At 60.3% G+C, this 17,548-nt stretch carries 19 protein-coding genes; 9 read left to right on the forward strand and 10 right to left on the reverse strand.

Annotated elements, in window-relative coordinates; translation table 11 throughout:
• The first annotated feature begins 114 nt into the window (after window positions 1-114).
• The 5 genes from rpmI (at window position 115) to pheT (ending at window position 5,340) form a co-directional block, all read left to right on the forward strand.
• Window positions 115-318, forward strand: coding sequence for a 50S ribosomal protein L35 (gene rpmI / locus N5D22_RS05195; RefSeq protein ID WP_003493355.1), 204 nt, complete (start codon window positions 115-117; stop codon window positions 316-318).
• 40 nt (window positions 319-358) lie between these two features.
• Window positions 359-763, forward strand: coding sequence for a 50S ribosomal protein L20 (gene rplT / locus N5D22_RS05200; protein WP_003493358.1), 405 nt, complete (start codon window positions 359-361; stop codon window positions 761-763).
• A gap of 175 nt (window positions 764-938) precedes the next feature.
• On the forward strand, window positions 939-1,817 hold the full coding sequence (locus tag N5D22_RS05205; RefSeq protein WP_279654707.1) for a phosphotransferase: 879 nt from the start codon (window positions 939-941) through the stop codon (window positions 1,815-1,817).
• Complete coding sequence (gene pheS / locus N5D22_RS05210) at window positions 1,810-2,892, forward strand: phenylalanine--tRNA ligase subunit alpha (RefSeq protein WP_279654708.1); 1,083 nt, start codon at window positions 1,810-1,812, stop codon at window positions 2,890-2,892. The genes N5D22_RS05205 and pheS overlap by 8 nt, the downstream gene beginning before the upstream one ends.
• Before the next feature lie 24 nt (window positions 2,893-2,916).
• Complete coding sequence (pheT, locus tag N5D22_RS05215) at window positions 2,917-5,340, forward strand: phenylalanine--tRNA ligase subunit beta (protein WP_279654709.1); 2,424 nt, start codon at window positions 2,917-2,919, stop codon at window positions 5,338-5,340.
• A gap of 52 nt (window positions 5,341-5,392) precedes the next feature.
• On the opposite strand, the gene N5D22_RS05220 is transcribed toward pheT, so the two are convergent.
• Window positions 5,393-6,394: an aldo/keto reductase gene (locus tag N5D22_RS05220; RefSeq protein WP_279654710.1), complete on the reverse strand. Its 1,002-nt coding sequence runs from the start codon at window positions 6,392-6,394 to the stop codon at window positions 5,393-5,395.
• A 116-nt stretch (window positions 6,395-6,510) separates the two neighbouring features.
• Here N5D22_RS05220 and N5D22_RS05225 point away from each other — a divergent pair, with 116 nt between their 5' ends.
• On the forward strand, window positions 6,511-7,401 hold the full coding sequence (locus tag N5D22_RS05225) for a LysR family transcriptional regulator (protein WP_279654711.1): 891 nt from the start codon (window positions 6,511-6,513) through the stop codon (window positions 7,399-7,401).
• Here the strand turns inward: N5D22_RS05225 and N5D22_RS05230 are convergent, their stop codons facing one another.
• The 4 genes from N5D22_RS05230 to N5D22_RS05245 form a co-directional block, all read right to left on the reverse strand.
• Window positions 7,402-7,845, reverse strand: coding sequence for a GNAT family N-acetyltransferase (locus N5D22_RS05230; protein ID WP_279654712.1), 444 nt, complete (start codon window positions 7,843-7,845; stop codon window positions 7,402-7,404). It lies immediately after the preceding gene.
• Between the two features lies 1 nt (window position 7,846).
• Entirely contained in the window at window positions 7,847-8,797 is a 951-nt protein-coding gene (locus tag N5D22_RS05235) for an aldo/keto reductase (RefSeq protein ID WP_279654713.1), read from the reverse strand.
• 109 nt (window positions 8,798-8,906) lie between these two features.
• Window positions 8,907-9,890: a GlxA family transcriptional regulator gene (locus tag N5D22_RS05240; protein ID WP_279654714.1), complete on the reverse strand. Its 984-nt coding sequence runs from the start codon at window positions 9,888-9,890 to the stop codon at window positions 8,907-8,909.
• A complete protein-coding gene (locus tag N5D22_RS05245) occupies window positions 9,890-10,450 on the reverse strand; it encodes an isochorismatase family protein (RefSeq protein WP_279654715.1) in 561 nt (186 codons plus the stop codon). The genes N5D22_RS05240 and N5D22_RS05245 overlap by 1 nt, the downstream gene beginning before the upstream one ends.
• A gap of 178 nt (window positions 10,451-10,628) precedes the next feature.
• On the opposite strand from N5D22_RS05245, the gene N5D22_RS05250 reads away from it, so the two are divergent.
• Window positions 10,629-11,612 carry a Gfo/Idh/MocA family oxidoreductase gene (locus N5D22_RS05250; protein WP_279654716.1) on the forward strand — a complete coding sequence of 328 codons (984 nt, stop codon included), beginning with the start codon at window positions 10,629-10,631 and terminating at the stop codon, window positions 11,610-11,612.
• Here the strand turns inward: N5D22_RS05250 and N5D22_RS05255 are convergent.
• Window positions 11,609-11,980 (reverse strand): hypothetical protein, encoded by a 372-nt coding sequence (locus N5D22_RS05255; RefSeq protein ID WP_279654717.1) that lies wholly within the window; start codon window positions 11,978-11,980, stop codon window positions 11,609-11,611. The two genes, N5D22_RS05250 and N5D22_RS05255, sit on opposite strands and share 4 nt — an antisense overlap.
• A gap of 12 nt (window positions 11,981-11,992) precedes the next feature.
• Window positions 11,993-12,235, reverse strand: coding sequence for a hypothetical protein (locus tag N5D22_RS05260; protein ID WP_279654718.1), 243 nt, complete (start codon window positions 12,233-12,235; stop codon window positions 11,993-11,995).
• Between the two features lie 189 nt (window positions 12,236-12,424).
• Between N5D22_RS05260 and xseA the strand changes: the two genes are divergently transcribed.
• On the forward strand, window positions 12,425-14,023 hold the full coding sequence (gene xseA / locus N5D22_RS05265) for an exodeoxyribonuclease VII large subunit (protein WP_279654719.1): 1,599 nt from the start codon (window positions 12,425-12,427) through the stop codon (window positions 14,021-14,023).
• On the opposite strand, the gene N5D22_RS05270 is transcribed toward xseA, so the two are convergent.
• The 3 genes from N5D22_RS05270 to N5D22_RS05280 form a co-directional block, all read right to left on the reverse strand.
• Window positions 14,024-15,226: a mandelate racemase/muconate lactonizing enzyme family protein gene (locus tag N5D22_RS05270; protein ID WP_035219350.1), complete on the reverse strand. Its 1,203-nt coding sequence runs from the start codon at window positions 15,224-15,226 to the stop codon at window positions 14,024-14,026.
• 54 nt (window positions 15,227-15,280) lie between these two features.
• The gene (locus N5D22_RS05275; RefSeq protein ID WP_003503906.1) at window positions 15,281-15,988 is read right to left on the reverse strand and encodes a FadR/GntR family transcriptional regulator; all 708 of its coding nucleotides are present in this window, start codon (window positions 15,986-15,988) and stop codon (window positions 15,281-15,283) included.
• Between the two features lie 110 nt (window positions 15,989-16,098).
• A complete protein-coding gene (locus N5D22_RS05280) occupies window positions 16,099-16,599 on the reverse strand; it encodes a MarR family transcriptional regulator (RefSeq protein WP_279654720.1) in 501 nt (166 codons plus the stop codon).
• An 81-nt stretch (window positions 16,600-16,680) separates the two neighbouring features.
• Here N5D22_RS05280 and N5D22_RS05285 point away from each other — a divergent pair, with 81 nt between their 5' ends.
• Window positions 16,681-17,544: an EamA family transporter gene (locus tag N5D22_RS05285; protein ID WP_279654721.1), complete on the forward strand. Its 864-nt coding sequence runs from the start codon at window positions 16,681-16,683 to the stop codon at window positions 17,542-17,544.
• The last annotated feature ends 4 nt before the right edge of the window (window positions 17,545-17,548 follow it).

Genomic DNA, 17,548 nt, shown 5'->3' on the forward strand with positions numbered 1-17,548 from the left:
CTGCGGTTATAAGCGCGCGTCCGAACGGTCCGGCAGGGCATGCCGAGGCCGTTCCTGAATAGCTTGAAATAGGCCTCGTCTGCCTGTTTCGATACAAAAAAACGGAGTAGCAAAATGCCCAAGATGAAGACGAAGTCCGCTGCAAAGAAGCGGTTCAAGATCACTGCGACCGGCAAGGTCGTTGCAGCCGCCGCCGGCAAGCGCCACGGCATGATCAAGCGTACCAACAAGTTCATTCGCGACGCGCGTGGAACCATGGTTCTCGCCGAAGCTGACGGCAAGAAGGTCGTCAAGAACTACCTGCCGAACGGTCTCTGAGACTTTTCCGCACATTTGGACACTTTAAGGAGATCATGACATGGCACGCGTAAAACGTGGCGTAACTTCCCGCGCCAAGCACACCAAGACACTCAAGGCAGCCAAGGGCTTCTACGGCCGCCGCAAGAACACCATCCGCGCAGCAAAGGCTGCCGTGGATCGTTCCAAGCAGTACGCTTACCGCGACCGCAAGGTCAACAAGCGCAACTTCCGCGCTCTGTGGATCCAGCGTATCAATGCTGCTGTTCGCGAATTCGGCCTGACCTACGGCCGCTTCATCGACGGCCTGAACAAGGCTGGCATCGAAGTCGACCGCAAGGTTCTGTCCGACATGGCTATCCATGAGCCGGCAGCATTCGGCGCGCTCGTCGAAGCAGCGAAGAAGGCGCTTGAGTACCTCAAGGATGCTGGTACGGCCAACGAGTTTGAAACCGCTGTAAAGTAATTACGGCGCGGACAATCTGTTGTTCATTTGAAACCCGCGCCGGTTCTCCGGCGCGGGTTTTCGTTTTTTGGAATTCACGGCAGATTCGGCAAGGGCGTGGAACGCCTCTGGGCCGAAATTGCCAAAAGGGTGGGGCATCCGGCCGTCAGTCGGCAGGCTCCATTGGGGGCGGAAAATGCTGGTTGCCGCAAGCGAGGCGGAAAAGGCGAAGGGTTTCCACGTTCATCTCGAAGATGGCGATATCGCAGCCTTGATGCGGGCTTTGCTTAAAAGCGAGCGCCGTGTGCAGAAACTCGAGCTTTCCTCAACGACGGTCTGGATCAAACGCCAGGGCACGGAAACGCCGTCCTGGTGGATAAAGCTGCAGACCTTTCTCGCAAAGCTGCTTCCCTACACCTTCATGCGCCCATCGCCACCGCTTGATGGCGCCGGCCTGATGCGCCGCGAACTCGAGACGTTGCAGGCCTTCAAGTCCCGCGGTTTTCCCGTTCCGCCCATCATTTATTCCTCGCTGACGGCCGTTGTCCTGGGGGATGTCGGTCCCACCATCATGGAACGCATGGACGCGATTAAAACCGCAAGACCGATGGAGCATGATGCCCTGCTGGTGAAATCCGCCGAGGCGCTCGGCGAGCTGCATGCGGCGGGCCTTTGCCATGGACGTCCGCATGTACGTGACTTCTTTCTTGCAGACGGCCGCATCGGTTTCATGGATTTCGAAGAACGTCCGCAGGACGTCATGCCGCTTGAGACGGCGCAGGCCCGCGATATCTGGCTGCTGTTTCTGCAGGTCGCGACACGCGCCTGTGATGCGTCGAAAACCTGCGATGCCGCCTTTGCGCGCTGGCGCGAAAACGCCCCGCCCCGGGCGCTGGAAGAATTGTGCCGTCTGACCGGCATTCTGGGGCGTTTTTTACCGGTTGCCCGGTTGATCGGGCGCGTGCGGATGGGTAGTGATCTGCGACGCTTTATCATGGCGACCGACTATCTGATGAATGCTGTGAACCCCGAAGCCGCTGTTAAAAAGACCGGCAAGGCAGGAAAAGATGACTGAACTTGATACCTTGAAATCGCAATTGATGTCGGAGATCGCCACGGCTGCCGATGAGCCAGCCATTGAAGCCGTGCGCGTTTCCGCACTTGGCAAGAAGGGCTCGGTTTCGGAGCTTCTGAAGACGCTTGGCAGCATGACGCCGGAAGAGCGCCAGACCCGGGGTGCTGCCATCAACCAGCTCAAGACCGAAATCACCGACCTCATCGGTGAGCGCAAGAATTCGCTGAAGGATGCCGCTATCGCCGCCCGCCTGATGGCGGAAACGGTCGATGTCAGCCTGCCGGTCCGCCAGTCGCCGGCCGAGCGTGGTCGCATTCATCCGATCAGCCAGATCGTCGATGAAATCACCGCCATCTTTGCGGATATGAGTTTCTCGATCGCCGAGGGTCCGGATATCGAAACCGATTATTACAACTTCACGGCGCTGAATTTCCCCGAAGGCCATCCGGCCCGCGAAATGCACGACACCTTCTTCTTCCAGCCGGATGAAAAGGGCGAGCGTAAGGTGCTGCGCACCCACACCTCGCCGGTGCAGATCCGCACCATGGAAAGCCAGAAGCCGCCGATCCGCATCGTCATTCCCGGCAAGACCTACCGTCAGGATTCCGATGCCACCCATTCGCCGATGTTCCATCAGGTCGAAGGCCTTGTCATCGACAAGAAGGCGCATGTCGGCAATCTGCGCTGGATTCTCGAGGAATTCTGCAAGACCTTCTTCGAGGTCGACAGCGTCGTCATGCGCTTCCGCCCGTCCTTCTTCCCCTTCACGGAGCCGAGCTTCGAGGTGGATATTCAGTGCGACCGTTCCGGTCCCATCGTCAAGTTCGGCGAAGGCAAGGACTGGATGGAGATCCTCGGCTGCGGCATGGTGCACCCGAATGTGCTGCGCGCCGGCGGGCTGGACCCGGATGAATATCAGGGCTTTGCCTGGGGCATGGGCCTCGACCGCATCGCCATGCTGAAATACGGCATGCCGGACCTGCGCGATTTCTTCAACGCCGATGTCCGCTGGATGAACCATTACGGCTTCCGCCCGCTCGACATGCCGACGCTGTTCGGCGGTCTGAGCGTTTAATCCGGTTAGCCAAGGAGCAAAGACATGAAATTCACTCTTTCCTGGCTGAAAGAGCATCTCGATACCGATGCGACGCTGGACGAGATTTGCGAGCGGCTGACCGCGATCGGTCTTGAGGTCGAGGACGTCGACGACAAGGCGGCCTACAAGCCTTTCGTCATCGCCAAGGTCGTTTCTGCTGAAAAACACCCCGAGGCCGACCGCCTCAAGGTGCTGATGGTGGACGCCGGTGACGGCAAGCCGGTGCAGATCGTCTGCGGTGCGCCGAATGCACGCGCCGGCCTCGTCGGCGCGCTCGCGCGTCCCGGCATGTATGTTCCGGGCATCGATGTCACGCTGGCCATCGGCAAGATACGCGGTGTCGAAAGCCATGGCATGATGTGCTCCGAAAAGGAGCTCAACATTTCCGACGATCATGACGGCATCATCGACCTGCCGGAAGATGCGCCGGTCGGTACCTCCTTCGCTACCTATGCCGGGCTCGATGATCCGGTCATCGAAATCAACCTCACGCCCAACCGCCCGGACTGCACTTCGATCTACGGCATTGCCCGCGATCTCGCCGCTTCCGGTCTCGGTAAGCTGAAGACAAGGCCTGCTCCGTCCTTCAAGGTGGAAGGCGCAACGCCCGTCGATGTGAAGCTGGAACTTGACGACGCGGCGCTCTGCCCCGGCTTCTCCCTGCGCATCGTGCGTGGCGTGAAGAACGGCCCGAGCCCGAAATGGATGCAGCAGCGCCTGATGGCGATCGGTCTGCGCCCCATCAACGCGCTTGTCGACATTACCAACTACATGACCTTCGATCAGGGCCGACCGATGCACGTCTTCGACGCCGCCAAGGTCAAGGGCGATCTCACGGTTCGCCGTGCGAAGGAGGGTGAGACCATCCTCGCGCTCGACCAGCGTGAATATAAGCTTGGCCCGAACAATGTCGTCATCACTGACGAAAAGGGCCTCGAGTCCATCGGCGGCGTCATGGGCGGCGAACATTCCGGCTGCGACGAAAATACCGTCGACGTGCTGATCGAATCCGCCCTCTGGGATCCGATCAACATCGCCAAGACTGGCCGTTCGCTCGGCATCATCACCGATGCACGTTATCGTTTCGAGCGTGGCGTCGATCCGGACTATATGGTTCCGGGTCTGGAGCGCACCACCGAACTGGTCCTCGAACTGTGCGGCGGCGTCGCCGGCGAAGCCCGGGTTGTCGGTTACAAGGGGCACCAGCCCAAGGTCGTGGATTTTCCGCTGGCGGAAGTGAAGCGCCTGACGGGTCTGGAAGTCTCGGCGGAAGAGAGCCTCGCCATTCTCAAGGGGCTTGGTTTCGGTGTCGAGGGAACGGGCGAGCGCGTTTCCGTCACCGTTCCCTCCTGGCGCCCTGATGTCGACGGCAAGGCCGATCTGGTGGAAGAAGTCATGCGCATCCACGGCGTCGACAATATCAAGCCGGAACCGCTGGAAAGCTTCGGCGCCGTCAACGGCCGTATCCTGACCACGCTGCAGATCCGCACCCGCACCGCGCGCCGTGCGCTGGCAAGCCGCGGCATGTTGGAGGCCGTCACCTGGTCCTTCATTCCGGAAGCACAGGCGAAACTCTTCGGCGGCGGTTCGCCGGCCCTGAAGCTCGCCAACCCCATTGCGGCCGATATGTCGGACATGCGGCCCTCGCTGCTGCCCGGCCTTCTGACCGCCGCACAGCGCAATGCCGACAAGGGCCATGGCGATGTGGCGATCTTCGAGGTCTCGGGCACCTATGAGGGCGATACGCCTGAGAAGCAGCGCCGCGTTGCCGGCGGTATTCGCCGTGGCACGGCCTCGCTCGCAGGCAGCGGTCGCATGTGGTCCAATGCTTTGAAGGGCGGCGGCAAGCCGGTGGATGTCTATGACGCCAAGGCCGACGCGCTGGCGGTACTCGAAGCCTGCGGCCTGCCCATGGCCAATGTGCAGATCGAGGCCGGCGGCCCCGGCTGGTATCATCCCGGCCGTTCAGGCACCATCAAGATGGGTCCGAAGGTCGTGCTCGGTTATTTCGGCGAATTCCATCCGAAGACGTTGTCCGAACTGGATGTCTCCGGCGCCTATTGCGGTTTCGAGATTTATCTCGACGCCATGCAGGAGCCGAAGAAGAAGGCAACCCGCACCAAGCCTGCGCTCGAGCTTTCGCCCTTCCAGGCAGTCAAGCGCGACTTCGCTTTCGTGGTCGACAAGTCGGTAGAGGCGGGCGCCATCATCAAGGCTGCGACCAGCGCTGACCGCAAGCTGATCACCGGCGTCAATGTCTTCGATATTTTCGAAGGCGCATCGCTTGGTGAGAACCGCAAGTCGGTCGCCATCGAGGTGCAGATCCAGCCGGTCGACAAGACGCTGACCGATGAGGATTTCGAGGCGCTCACGGCCAAGATCGTCGGCAATGTCGAGAAATCGACGGGCGGCGTTCTGCGCGCCTGAAAACGGATGACGGAATGAAAAAAGCCGCGGCAACTGCCGCGGCTTTTTGTTTTTAACGATTGGCCATCCGTGACATCTGTTCTGGGTAACGCGCGCCGGCGACTTTTGCAGGCGAAAGCAGCGCGCCGAGGCTGGCGGCTTCTTCCGCTGTCAGCGACACCTCCGCTGCGGCAACGTTCTTCTCCAGATTGGCGATTTTTGTGGTGCCGGGGATAGGAACGATGAAATCGCCCTGTGCCAGCACCCAGGCCAGCGCCAATTGTCCGGCGGTCACGCCCTTCTCAACCGCCATGTCCTCCAGAAGCTTGATAAGCGCCAGATTGGCGTCGAAGTTTTCGCTTTGGAAGCGCGGCAGGCCGCGGCGGAAATCGTCGGATGCAAGTCCGTCGAGCGACTTCAGTGCGCCCGTCAAGGCACCGCGTCCCAGAGGGCTGAAGGGGACGAAACCGATGCCCAGTTCACGGCAGGTTTCCAGCACGCCGTTTTCCTCCACGTCGCGGGTCCATAGCGAGTATTCGCTCTGGATGGCCGCAATCGGATGAACGGCGTGCGCCTTGCGAAGCGTCTCGGCACTCGCTTCCGAGAGGCCGAGATGTTTCACCTTGCCCTGCCGCACCAGTTCCGCCATGGCGCCGACAGTCTCTTCGATCGGGACATCGGGATCGACGCGGTGCTGGTAGAACAAGTCGATGACATCGACGCCAAGGCGTTTGAGCGAGGCTTCGGCGACGGCGTACACATTTTCCGGCCGGCTGTCGGTGCCCACCATCATCTGGCCTGCGGGTTTGCTGGTGTCGATTTTGAAACCGAACTTGGTGGCAATGACCACCTTGTCGCGATAGGGCTTCAAACCCTTGCCGACAAGAATCTCGTTATTGTAAGGCCCGTAAACCTCTGCCGTATCGAAAAAGGTGACGCCGAGTTCGACGGCGCGGTGCAGCGTCGCTATTGCACTGGTTTCATCGCCGGTCGGGCTATAGGCGTGGGTCATTCCCATGCAGCCGAGGCCAAGCGCCGAAACGGAAAGGTTGTTTCCAAGGGTTCTTTTTTTCATCTGTTCGTCCTTCCATAAGGAACCGCCCGTCATCAGGGCGTGATCAGAAAATAGCGTCTCATGGCGACAAAAATAATCGCTGCAAATCCGCTTGGGTTGTTCTATCATTTAGAACAATGAACCGTGTGCAACTCTCCCAGCTGGCCGTTCTCGCCGCCGTTGCCGAAGGCCGCAGCTTTCGCAAGGCCGCCGCCGAACTTGCCATTGCACCTTCCGCCGTCAGCCATGCGGTATCGTCGCTGGAGGCAAGCCTTGGCCTGCGGCTGCTTCATCGTACCACCCGCAGCGTTTCACCGACAGAGGAAGGCAGGCGGCTTCTCGAGACGCTGGGGCCGGCGCTTGCTGATATCGATGCGGTCATCGAAACGCTCGCCGAACATGGCGGAAGACCGGCGGGGCCGTTGCGTATCACCCTGCCGCGGCTTGCCGCCGAGGATCTCATCGTGCCGAGACTGGGTGAGTTCCTGCGGCTCTATCCGGATATTTCGCTCGAGATATCAACGGATGATCGTTTCGAGGATATTGTCGCGAAGGGTTTCGATGCCGGTCTGCGGCTTGGGGAGCACCTCGACGCGGATATGATCGCGGTGAAAGCGAGCGGAACATGGCGCGGTGCGATTGTCGGCGCGCCCTCCTATTTTGCAGAAAACCCGCCGCCGCGCGATCCCAGGGATCTCATCCGGCATCGCTGCATCCGCCGGCGTTTCGCCAGCGGCCTTATCTACCGCTGGGAACTGGAGAAGAATGGCAAGCCATTGGTGGTCGATGTGCAGGGGCCGCTGATCCTGTCGGACCAGAGCCTCATTCGCCGGGCGGCGATCGATGGCGCAGGGCTCGCCTTCGTTTTCGAGCAGCGTGTGGAAGACGATATCAGGGAGGGAAGGCTCATCCGTGCGCTGGAAGACTGGTGCGCACCCTTTGACGGCTTTTACATCTATTATCCCTCACGCCGGCAGATGCGGCCGGCGCTGAGAGCCTTTGTGGATTTCTTCCGTTTCCGGGGGTGATCAGAAGGTAATGCGATAGCGGATATGGCCGTCGCTCTTCACGTAGCTGTCGTAGAGCTTCTGCGCCCGGTGGTTGTCCTCACCGGTGTTCCAGTAGAGCCGCGACCAGCCCTTTTCCCTGCAGATGGCGATAAGATCGTCCATCAGCGCCCGGCCCGTGCCCTTGCCGCGGATTTCGCCGTCGACGAACAGGTCCTCCAGATAGCAGTCGGGCGTCTTCACCCAGGTGGAATCATGGAAGTGATGAATGGCGAAACCGGCCATGCGGTCGCCAAGCAGCGCCACACGCATCGAAACACGGGATGTGGGGTCAAGGATACGCGCCCAGGTGTGATCGGTGACGTCATCGGCAAGATCGACATCATAAAAGGCGAGATAGTCGTTCCATAGCCGCAGCCATTCCGCCCGGTCGGCCGGCTGCGCGTCGCGAATTGCAAGTTCCATCTTATGCACCCGCCTTGTCGAGAAGGCTCATCATCTCATCGGTCAGTTCCAGATCGACGGCGCGTTTGAAGCTTTCAAGCTGAGACAGGCTGGTGGCGCTGGCAATCGGCGCGGTTATCGCCTTTTTCCGCAACAGCCAGGCCAGCGCGATATCCGCGAGCCTGGCCCCGGTCTGTACCGCCACAGCATCCATTGCGCCCAGAACGGCAAGGCCGCGCGTGTTGACATATTCGCCCACGCGATAGCTGCGGGCGACACCTTCCGTATCGGCCTTGGCGCGGTATTTGCCGGTCAGGAAGCCGGCAGCGAGGCTGTAGTAGTTGATGACGCCAATCTCTTCCTTCACACAAAGATCAGCAAGCGGACCTTCGAAATCCGCGCGGTTATAGAGATTATATTCCGGCTGCAACACGTCATAACGGGGAAGATTGTTCTTCGCAGCCGCATCCAGCGCGTCCTGAAGCTGGCTGGCGGAATAATTGGAGCAGCCGATGGCGCGGATTTTTCCCTGTTCCCTCAGTTTTGCGAAGGCGGCGAGCGTCTCTTCCAGCGGTACGTCCGCATCTGGCTTGTGGGCGAGATAGAGGTCGATATAGTCTGTTTGCAGCCGCTTCAATGAAGCGTCGGCAGCTTCCGCGATCCACTTGGCGCTGAGGCCGGTCTTCTGGCCGCGATTGTCAAAACCGACCTTGGTGACGATCACCGCATCCTCGCGCTTCACGCTCGACTGCTTCAGCCATTTGCCGATGATAGCCTCGGATTCGCCTCCGACATGCCCGTCCACCCAGGCGGAATAGACATCCGCCGTGTCGATGGCGTTGAACCCGGCATCAAAAAATGCGTCGAGCAGGGCAAAGGAAGTCTTCTCATCCGCTGTCCAGCCGAACACGTTGCCGCCGAAAACGATCGGGGCGATGGAGAGGCCGGTGCGGCCGAGGCTTCGTTTTTCCACGGGAATGCTCCTGTTGCTGTCTTTGAGGCAAGGTTAGCAACTGCCTGCGGGTATAACCATTCAATTCCTTTGATGGCACTCATCAGGCAACGGCGCGGTGCGGCGACAATCAGGCCTGAAGGCCGCGATAGCGGCTGGGTGGGTAACGATTGTGCTGCTGCCACACGCGCCGCAAATGCCGGGCGGAGGCAAAGCCCGACTGCTCGGCGATGGCTTCCATGTCGAGACGGGTATTTGCGAGAATATCGCGGGCAAGATTGACCCGCATCAGGTTGACATAGTCGATGACGCTGATGCCGGTATGCTCGCGAAACAGGCGCGATAGATGCCTTTCGCTGAGGGCGGCGATATCCGCCAACCGCTCCAGCGACCAGTCCTGCGCCGGCTCCGCCATCACCTTGTCCTGCACGCGGTGAATGGCGGGATGCATGTGGTTACGGCCAGTCAGCCATGGGGAAATCTGCGGATCGCTGCCGTTGCGCCTGAGGTAAACGACCATGGTCTTGGCGATGCGTGCGGCAACGGCCGGGGACGTCAGCCGGGAAACCACATGCAGCATCAGGTCGATGCCGGTGGAGATGCCAGCGCTGGAAAAGCGGTTGCCGTCCTCGACGAACAGGCGGTTTTCGACCACCTGGGATAACGGTGCGATGCGGCGGAGTGCGTCGATGCAATCGCTATGCGTGGTGCAGCCGCGCCCGTCGAAAAGTCCGGCTTCACCCGCCAGCAGCGCCCCAGAGCAGATGGAGATAACGGTTGTGTCGACCCGGACGGCGCGACGCAGCCACGCCGCCAACGCCTGCCGCTCCCGCCGCGTCTCCGCTTCACCTTCCGAGCGCGAGGTGCTGCCGGAGATCAACAGCAACGCGTTTTCCGGTAGCGCCGTCGGCAGTGTCTCCAGCCCGCAAAGATCAAGGCCGATGGAGGATTGTTGCCTGTCCCTGGCTGCGATGTAGCGGCAGTCGAAAAAAATGTCGGTCTGCTCGTCATTGGCATAACGGATCACCTGCAGGGGGCCGGCAATGTCGAGCAACAGCGCGTGTGGCGGCACAAGCGTATAGAAGGGAATGACGCGTGTGCCGCCTTTGTCCATCAGGCTGCCTCTTTCACGCTTGCAAGTGCATCGCGCACCGTGGCGATGCGGGCAAAGCGCCCGGCCAGCACCAGTTCGGTGCGCTTGCGGATATCATCCGCGCTGAAGACCGTGCCGGAGGCATGCGTCATCGGAAAGGTGAGAGTCGCCTCGGTAACGTAATCGACGCTGTAGCCGAGATCAGAGGCGTGCCGGGTGGTTGTCTCGCAGCATTGTTCGGTGCGGATACCGGAAACGATCAACCGGTTGATGCCTTTTTGCGTCAGCCAGATTTCAAGGCCGGTGCCGGCAAAGGCTGAGTGGCGATTCTTGTGGAAGGTCACGTCAGGGGCGATCCGCATACCCTCGAGCGCGCGGATATAACCGCTGTCTTTCGAGAAGGCCCTGTCGCCATCGACGTGGAAGATTTGCACAACCGGAATGCCGGCCGCTTCGGCGCCGTCGATCAACGCCTGCTGTTTTTCCAGAAAGGTGGCGAGCCCGCTTTCCTCGAAATAAGGGGCATGCCGAAAGGATTCCTGGACGTCGACGACGAGCAGCGCAGTGTTGGAAGAGGACATTTCATGGTTCTCCATTGGATTCATGCCTAGCATAATTCCCCTTTCAATATATGGATAAAAGCAGGAATACCGACAAAGGAAGGACAAATCCGGCCATCTTTTATCTGTCGCGAACCGTTGGCTTGCCAGGCCGTGTGATGGTGGTAAGTTTCCGGCGGATGACAGAATGGAGGATGGAATGCTGCGCTTCGGAATAATCTCAACGGCGAAAATCGCTCAGGATCACGTCATTCCGGCTATGCAGGATGCGAAAGATTGCGTGGTCAGCGCCATCGCCAGTCGCGATCTCGCCAAGGCCCGTGTGGTCGCGGATCGCTTTTCCGTGCCCCATGCTTTCGGCTCCTATGAGGAGATGCTGGCATCGGATGTGATCGACGCCGTCTATATTCCGCTTCCCACCTCGCAGCATGTGGAGTGGACCATCAGGGCCGCCGATGCCGGCAAGCATGTCCTCTGCGAAAAGCCGATTGCGCTGAAAGCCGAAGAGATCGACACCCTTATCGCGGCGCGTGACCGTAATGGCGTGCTCGTGTCAGAAGCCTTCATGGTCACCTATTCGCCGGTCTGGGCCAAGGTGAAGGAGTTGCTGGCGTCAGGCGCCATCGGAACGTTGAAGCATGTTCAGGGTGCTTTCAGCTATTTCAATCGCGATCCCGGCAATATGCGGAATATTCCGGAACTGGGCGGCGGTGCTCTGCCGGATATCGGCGTCTATCCGACCATTGTGACCCGTTTCGCGACCGGCGCGGAGCCCAGGCGCGTCCAGGCAAGCGTCGAGCGCGACAAGGAATTCGGCACCGATATCTATTCGAGCATTCGGGCTGATTTCGGCAGTTTTGAACTGAGCTTTTATCTGGCGACGCAGCTTGCCGCCCGTCAGCTGATGGTTTTCCACGGTACGGATGGCTACATCGAGGTCAAATCCCCCTTCAACGCCAATCGCTGGGGTGCGGAAGAGATTGAGCTGACCAATCAGGCCCATAATCAGTCACAGATATTCCGGTTTCAGGATAGCCGCCAGTACAAACTGGAGGCGGAAGCGTTTGCCCGTGCGGCAAAGGGTGGGGGCGACGTCGTCCTTCTCGAAAGCTCAAGGAAGAACCAGCTTTTCATCGACGCCATCTATCGGGCGGCGGAAAAGGACGGTTGGGAAGCGGTTTAATCCTGATCCTGCCGTTGCTTCTGCAGCCGCCAATAGCCGTAAAGCGAAAGCGCCAGCGCCGCGAGCGCTGAAAGGGCAAGCGGGACAAGCGGCTGCACCAGCGGGTTGCGCCATAGCAGCAGGACGAACAGTCCGACGCCCACGATGCGGGAGATGAGCGTGACGGCATTCATGAGAAAGCCGCTCGGCATGTCAGGTGCATTCCCGTTCGAGCGGTTCAGTCGCCAACTTGTAGCAAGCCCGGCCGCAGCCCCCGGCAACCGGGCGGCCAAGGGGTCGACGCCAAGATAGAGGATAAGCAGACAGGTGACGGCAAGATCGACGGTCAGGCCGCAAATCTCGGTCAGCGCAAAGTGCGGAAACCTCAAGGGTGTCGGCTTTTAAAGCGTTGGCTGTGTGGAGCGCGGGCGCTGCAGCACCAGAAGGCCGATGACGACACCCACGACGCCGAAATTATAACCGGCGAGCGCAAGCAGCAGCGACATCAGGGGCACAGCCGCGGCAGAAAGCGCCATTGCGACACCATAGGCGGCGATAATCATCATGCAGATGAAAACGATGCTGAAGACAGAACGCAACGCAACAGCCGTTACGCCGAGCACTGTGGCGGTAAGAAAAATCATGATGCCGCCTCCTCTTTGGTTGCCGGGCCTGGGAGAAGACGTAGCGTCTCCTTCCCTAACGAACCCTTGTTTTCTCCTCCAATCCCTGTTTTCCTAACTCGTTAGTTGAGGATATGGTTTCATTGCCGTTAAAATCCGGTTCTCTGGCGCCGGCATTTCCGAATCGACGGGTTTTGGTTACAAACGGGCATGAGCGACATCTTTTCCCACGCCGCATTGAGCAATCTTGCCGAGTTCTCGGTGTCCGAACTGTCGGGTTCCATCAAGCGCACGGTGGAGACGGCATTCGAGCAGGTGCGGGTGCGCGGCGAGATTTCCGGCTATCGTGGCCCGCATTCTTCCGGCCATGCCTATTTCTCGCTGAAGGATGATCGCGCCCGTATCGATGCCGTGATCTGGAAGGGCACGTTCTCGCGGCTGAAGTTCCGCCCGGAAGAGGGTATGGAAGTCGTCGCCACCGGCAAGATCACCACTTTTCCCGGTTCATCGAAATATCAGATCGTCATCGAAAGCCTCGAGCCTGCCGGCGCCGGCGCGCTGATGGCGCTCCTGGAGGATCGCCGCCGGCGTCTGGCGGCGGAAGGCCTGTTCGATGCAGCCCGCAAGCGCCGTCTGCCGTTCATGCCACGTGTCATCGGCGTCGTTACCTCGCCCACGGGCGCGGTCATTCGCGATATTCTTCACCGCATCTCGGATCGTTTTCCCGTCCATGTCGTCGTGTGGCCGGTCAAGGTGCAGGGCGAGGGGTCGGGCGAGGAGGTTGCGAACGCCATTCGCGGCTTCAATGCGCTTCAGCCCGGCGGCGAAATTGCGCGCCCGGACGTGCTGATCGTCGCGCGCGGCGGCGGCAGTCTGGAGGACCTCTGGAGCTTCAACGATGAAATCGTCGTGCGTGCCGCTGCCGAGAGTGAAATCCCGCTGATTTCCGCCGTAGGGCATGAAACCGATACGACATTGATCGATTATGCCGCCGATATGCGGGCGCCCACTCCGACGGGAGCCGCCGAAATGGCGGTGCCGGTGCGGGCCGAGCTTGAAGCGCAGCTTTCCGGCCTTGCCGCCCGGCTTTCCGGCTCGGTATCGCGGCAGATGGACAATCGCCGCCAGGGCGTGCGGGCGCTGGTTCGCGCGCTGCCGTCGCTCGATCAGCTTCTGGCCCTGCCGCGCCGTCGCTTTGACGAGGCTGCGGGCGGTCTTGGCCGTGGGCTGGAGTTGACCACACTCAACAAGCGCCGCGCCTTCGAACGTTCCGCTTCGGGGCTCCGGCCGGAGACCCTGCTGAATGGTTTGAAGCACCATCGGCAGCGTATTACCGAGCGTATGCACCGCGCCGAGTCCCTGGTGGAGCGCCGTCTGCTGCAGGGCAAAGGCCGCATCGATGCCTTCGATTCTGCTTTGCGTTCGCTGCCAGCCCGGCTGCTTGGCCAGCTGGAGCGACAAAAGGAGCGGGTCGTCACCGCCACACGCCGGGCCGATACCGCCGTGCTGCACCGTATGGCGCAGACCCGTTCGGGCCTTGCCGCGCATAATCGCGTTCTGGAATCGCTGTCCTACAAGAATGTGCTGAAGCGCGGTTATGCCGTGATCCGCGATGAGGAGAACCGGCCATTGACCCGCGCGGCAGCCATAGCCTCTGGCGCCATAGTGTCGATGGAATTTGCCGATGGTCGCGTTTCCGCCATCACGACTGGAGAGGGGGCGCCGTCCGCGGATGCCGCCACAACCCCGAAAAAAAAGCCGGTGAAACCGGCTTCTTCTGGCCCGGGCAATCAGGGTAGCCTGTTCTGATCAGATCGACGCCGCATCCGAAAAACGGCGGCTGACGGTGAAGCTCTTTTCGATATCGGGATGTAGTTCCATGCCGAGGCCGGCGCCCGGCGGCACGGTGATCATGCCGTTTTTCACTTCCGGCAATGCGGTGACGAGATCGCGATACCAGGTCTTGTAGAAGGCGCGCACGCTTTCCTGCACCAGGGCATTCGGCGCATTGAGCGACAGATGCGTGGAGGCGCAGAGGACCACCGGGCCCGTGCAATCATGCGGCGCGACCGGCAGATGCCAGGCTTCCGCCATCGAGGCGATCTTGCGCGCTTCCGAAAGGCCGCCGCACCAGCTGATGTCAAGCATCACCACGCCGGCCGCACCCGTTTCCAGCAGATCGCGGAAGGCCCAGCGGGAGCCCAGCGTTTCCGATGCGGAAATGGGGGCGGGCGACACGGCGGCATAACGCGTCAGGCTGGAAAGGCTATCCATCTTGATCGGGTCTTCATGCCAGAACGTCTGGTATGGCGTCAGTGCCTTGGCGATCTGCATGGCGGGCAGAAGCTGCCACATGGAATGAAACTCCACCATGATGTCCATCTTGTCGCCCACGGCCTTGCGGATTTTCTCAAATGGCTCGAGCGCACTTTTCAGGTCCGGCATCGAGATATATTGCCCGCGCGTCTTTTCCGCCGCCGCATCGAAGGGCCAGATCTTCATGGCCGTGATGCCGTCTTCCAGCAGCGAATGGGCAAGCTCGTCGGCCCGGTGCAGGAAGCCGTTCAGGTCGTCATAGTCCTTGCCGCCGGAGAGGCCATAATTGGCCGTCTGCTGCCCGGTCGCCTTCTTGATATATTCCGTGCCCGCACAGGTATTGTAGGTACGGATTTCCTTGCGGCTGAAACCGCCGAGCAACTGGGCGATAGGCTGGTTGGTTGCCTTGCCGAAAATATCCCACAGCGCGATATCGAAGGCGGAATTGCCGCGCACTTCCGCACCCGATGAACGGAAACCGAGATAACCGACGAGATCCTGCGCCAGAAGGTCGATCTGCAGCGGATCGCGGCCGATCACGCGGGGTGCGATATATTCATGCACATAGGTTTCCACCGTCTCGGCGCCATAGAAGGTTTCGCCGAGCCCGGTGATGCCCTCATCGGTATGGACCAGAACCCAGAGCAGGTTTGCCCGCTCCGCCACGCGGACGGTCTCGAGTTTCGTAATTTTCATGAAGTGTCTCCTCCAGAGGCAGGTCGTGTTCCGTCTGGAACTGCGTTGAAAAAATCAGGCGATGCCGGCGGCCAGAAGCGCATGCACGCTTTCATCGAAATGCCGGGCCATCAGCGTTGAGGCCGTTTGCGGATCGCCCGCGGCTATGGCCTGTCCGATGGCGATGTGAAGCTCGCCAGCGGCGTGGCGCTGCGCGTCGGATGTGCGGCTCTTCCAGCCGATGGGCCAGGTCTGGCGCGTCACATTCTGGAAAGCACCGAGAATGAGTTCGAAAACCGGGTTCTTGGAGGCTCTGGCAACAGCAAGGTGAAAGGCAAGGTCGTGTTCCATCACCTTGTCATTGTCGCCGAAATCCCGCTCCATATTATTGGCGTGGTCGAGAATGGTGAGCGCTTCAGCATCTGTTCTCCGCAGCGCCGCGAGCGTCACGGTTCTGACTTCGATGGTGCGGCGCACGTCATAAATCTGCTGGATGTTGATCTGCTCGGTGTGAATGCCATGTTCGAACATCAACGACATCGCACCATGATCCAGCGTCGCCACCGTGGCGCGTTTGCCGGCGCTGACATCGATCAGCCGCATGGCTGATAGCGATCGGAAAGCCTCGCGAACCACGGTGCGCGAGACGCCGAGTTGCTGCGAGAGCGAAAGTTCGCTCGGCAGTTTCGCCCCGGGCGCAAGTTCGTTCTCGCGGATGTGGCGGGTGATCGCGCCAATGGTGCTGCTGACGAGACCGGTTTCATGGGAAATGGCGTTATACATTTTTCCTCCAACCTGTAGTACAGGTTTATGGAAAATTGCTTACAGGATTTTTTGCGTCGAAACAAGCGCTATCGGTGAAGCGATTGTGGGTTCGCCCGTGACTGGCGCGTCTATTTTTCGAAATCCTGCAGGAACCGCTTCAGCAGCCGGTTCAGCGTCGCACGCTCTTCTTCGCTGAGATGGGCAACCAGCCGGTGCTGGTTTTCGACATGAGCGCCCGCGGCATCCTCGACAACGGCAAAGCCGCGTTCCGTCAGCGATATCAGCACGCTGCGCCGGTCTTGCGGATTATGAACGCGCTCCGCCAGCCCCGCCTTTTCGAGCTGGTCGATGCGGTTGGTCATGGTGCCGGAACTCACCATGGTCATGGCCAGCAGATCGCCGGGGGAAAGCCGGTAGGGCGGGCCGGAGCGCCGCAGTGTCGCCAGCACATCGAAAGCGGAGGAGGAAAGCCCATGCTTCAGCAGCACGGCCTCCACCTCGCGGCCGAGATGGGTGCTGAGCCGGTTCAAGCGGCCGAGCAGGCCCATCGGGCCGACATCTAGATCGGGCCGCTCCCTGTGCCATTGCGCGAGAATGTGATCGACGTGGTCCGGCGGTTCTTTGCTCATCACCAAGGCATAACAATTGATATCTTGACGTCAAGATAAAATCGACTACATTGGATTTATCTTGATATAGAGATTCTTGAAATGAAGAAAAATACGACCTACGCCGCCGATGTGCTGGTGACCGCACTTGCTCCCGCCATCTGGGGAACCACCTATTTCGTCACGACCGAATTCCTGCCGCAGGGTTATCCCTTTCATGTCGCCATGCTGCGGGCATTGCCGGCGGGCATCTTGCTGTTGCTCTTCGTCAGAAAGCTGCCGCAAGGCATCTGGTGGCCGCGCAGCTTCATTCTCGGCGCGCTGAATTTCTCGTTTTTCTGGGCGATGCTTTTCGTTTCAGCCTATCGGCTGCCGGGCGGTGTCGCCGCAACGGTAGGCGCGGTTCAGCCGCTGATCGTGATCGGCCTTTCCCGGCTGTTTCTCGACGCGCCGGTGCGGCCTCTGGCCATCGCGGCCGGATTTCTGGGTATTGTCGGTGTCGCGCTTCTGGTTCTGGCGCCGGGTGCTGCGCTGGATGGTATCGGCGTGGCTGCGGGTCTTGCCGGCGCCGTCTCCATGGCCTTTGGAACGGTGCTGACACGCAAGTGGCGGCCACCGGTCTCGAACCTCACCTTCACCGCCTGGCAGTTGACGGCCGGCGGTATTCTTCTGCTGCCGGTCGCCTATTTTCTGGAGCCGGCCCTGCCGACGCCGACGGCGGCCAATATTCTCGGCATGGCCTATCTGGGGCTTATCGGCGCTGCCTTGACCTATTTTCTGTGGTTTCGCGGGCTTGCCCGCATCGAACCTTCCGCAGCGGCATCACTCGGTTTTCTAAGCCCTGTCGTTGCGACCCTGCTCGGCTGGCTGGCGCTTGGCCAGAGCCTCACGCCAGCGCAGATTATCGGGTTCGTTGCGGTGCTCTTCAGCATCTGGCTCAGCCAGCGCAGCCAGTCGCTGCGGTAAGCGC

This window comes from Agrobacterium sp. GD03872 (assembly GCF_029840625.1).
Classification (GTDB): domain Bacteria; phylum Pseudomonadota; class Alphaproteobacteria; order Rhizobiales; family Rhizobiaceae; genus Agrobacterium; species Agrobacterium fabrum_A.

What these genes read in the sequence shown, in the direction of transcription:
- rpmI (WP_003493355.1), top strand. Translation starts at nt 115, where the DNA reads ATGCCCAAGATGAAGACGAAGTCCGCTGCAAAGAAGCGGTTCAAGATC.
- rplT (WP_003493358.1), top strand. Translation starts at nt 359, where the DNA reads ATGGCACGCGTAAAACGTGGCGTAACTTCCCGCGCCAAGCACACCAAG.
- N5D22_RS05205 (WP_279654707.1), top strand. Translation starts at nt 939, where the DNA reads ATGCTGGTTGCCGCAAGCGAGGCGGAAAAGGCGAAGGGTTTCCACGTT.
- pheS (WP_279654708.1), top strand. Translation starts at nt 1,810, where the DNA reads ATGACTGAACTTGATACCTTGAAATCGCAATTGATGTCGGAGATCGCC.
- pheT (WP_279654709.1), top strand. Translation starts at nt 2,917, where the DNA reads ATGAAATTCACTCTTTCCTGGCTGAAAGAGCATCTCGATACCGATGCG.
- N5D22_RS05220 (WP_279654710.1), bottom strand. Translation starts at nt 6,394, where the DNA reads ATGAAAAAAAGAACCCTTGGAAACAACCTTTCCGTTTCGGCGCTTGGC.
- N5D22_RS05225 (WP_279654711.1), top strand. Translation starts at nt 6,511, where the DNA reads ATGAACCGTGTGCAACTCTCCCAGCTGGCCGTTCTCGCCGCCGTTGCC.
- N5D22_RS05230 (WP_279654712.1), bottom strand. Translation starts at nt 7,845, where the DNA reads ATGGAACTTGCAATTCGCGACGCGCAGCCGGCCGACCGGGCGGAATGG.
- N5D22_RS05240 (WP_279654714.1), bottom strand. Translation starts at nt 9,890, where the DNA reads ATGGACAAAGGCGGCACACGCGTCATTCCCTTCTATACGCTTGTGCCG.
- N5D22_RS05245 (WP_279654715.1), bottom strand. Translation starts at nt 10,450, where the DNA reads ATGTCCTCTTCCAACACTGCGCTGCTCGTCGTCGACGTCCAGGAATCC.
- N5D22_RS05250 (WP_279654716.1), top strand. Translation starts at nt 10,629, where the DNA reads ATGCTGCGCTTCGGAATAATCTCAACGGCGAAAATCGCTCAGGATCAC.
- N5D22_RS05260 (WP_279654718.1), bottom strand. Translation starts at nt 12,235, where the DNA reads ATGATTTTTCTTACCGCCACAGTGCTCGGCGTAACGGCTGTTGCGTTG.
- xseA (WP_279654719.1), top strand. Translation starts at nt 12,425, where the DNA reads ATGAGCGACATCTTTTCCCACGCCGCATTGAGCAATCTTGCCGAGTTC.
- N5D22_RS05270 (WP_035219350.1), bottom strand. Translation starts at nt 15,226, where the DNA reads ATGAAAATTACGAAACTCGAGACCGTCCGCGTGGCGGAGCGGGCAAAC.
- N5D22_RS05275 (WP_003503906.1), bottom strand. Translation starts at nt 15,988, where the DNA reads ATGTATAACGCCATTTCCCATGAAACCGGTCTCGTCAGCAGCACCATT.
- N5D22_RS05280 (WP_279654720.1), bottom strand. Translation starts at nt 16,599, where the DNA reads ATGAGCAAAGAACCGCCGGACCACGTCGATCACATTCTCGCGCAATGG.
- N5D22_RS05285 (WP_279654721.1), top strand. Translation starts at nt 16,681, where the DNA reads ATGAAGAAAAATACGACCTACGCCGCCGATGTGCTGGTGACCGCACTT.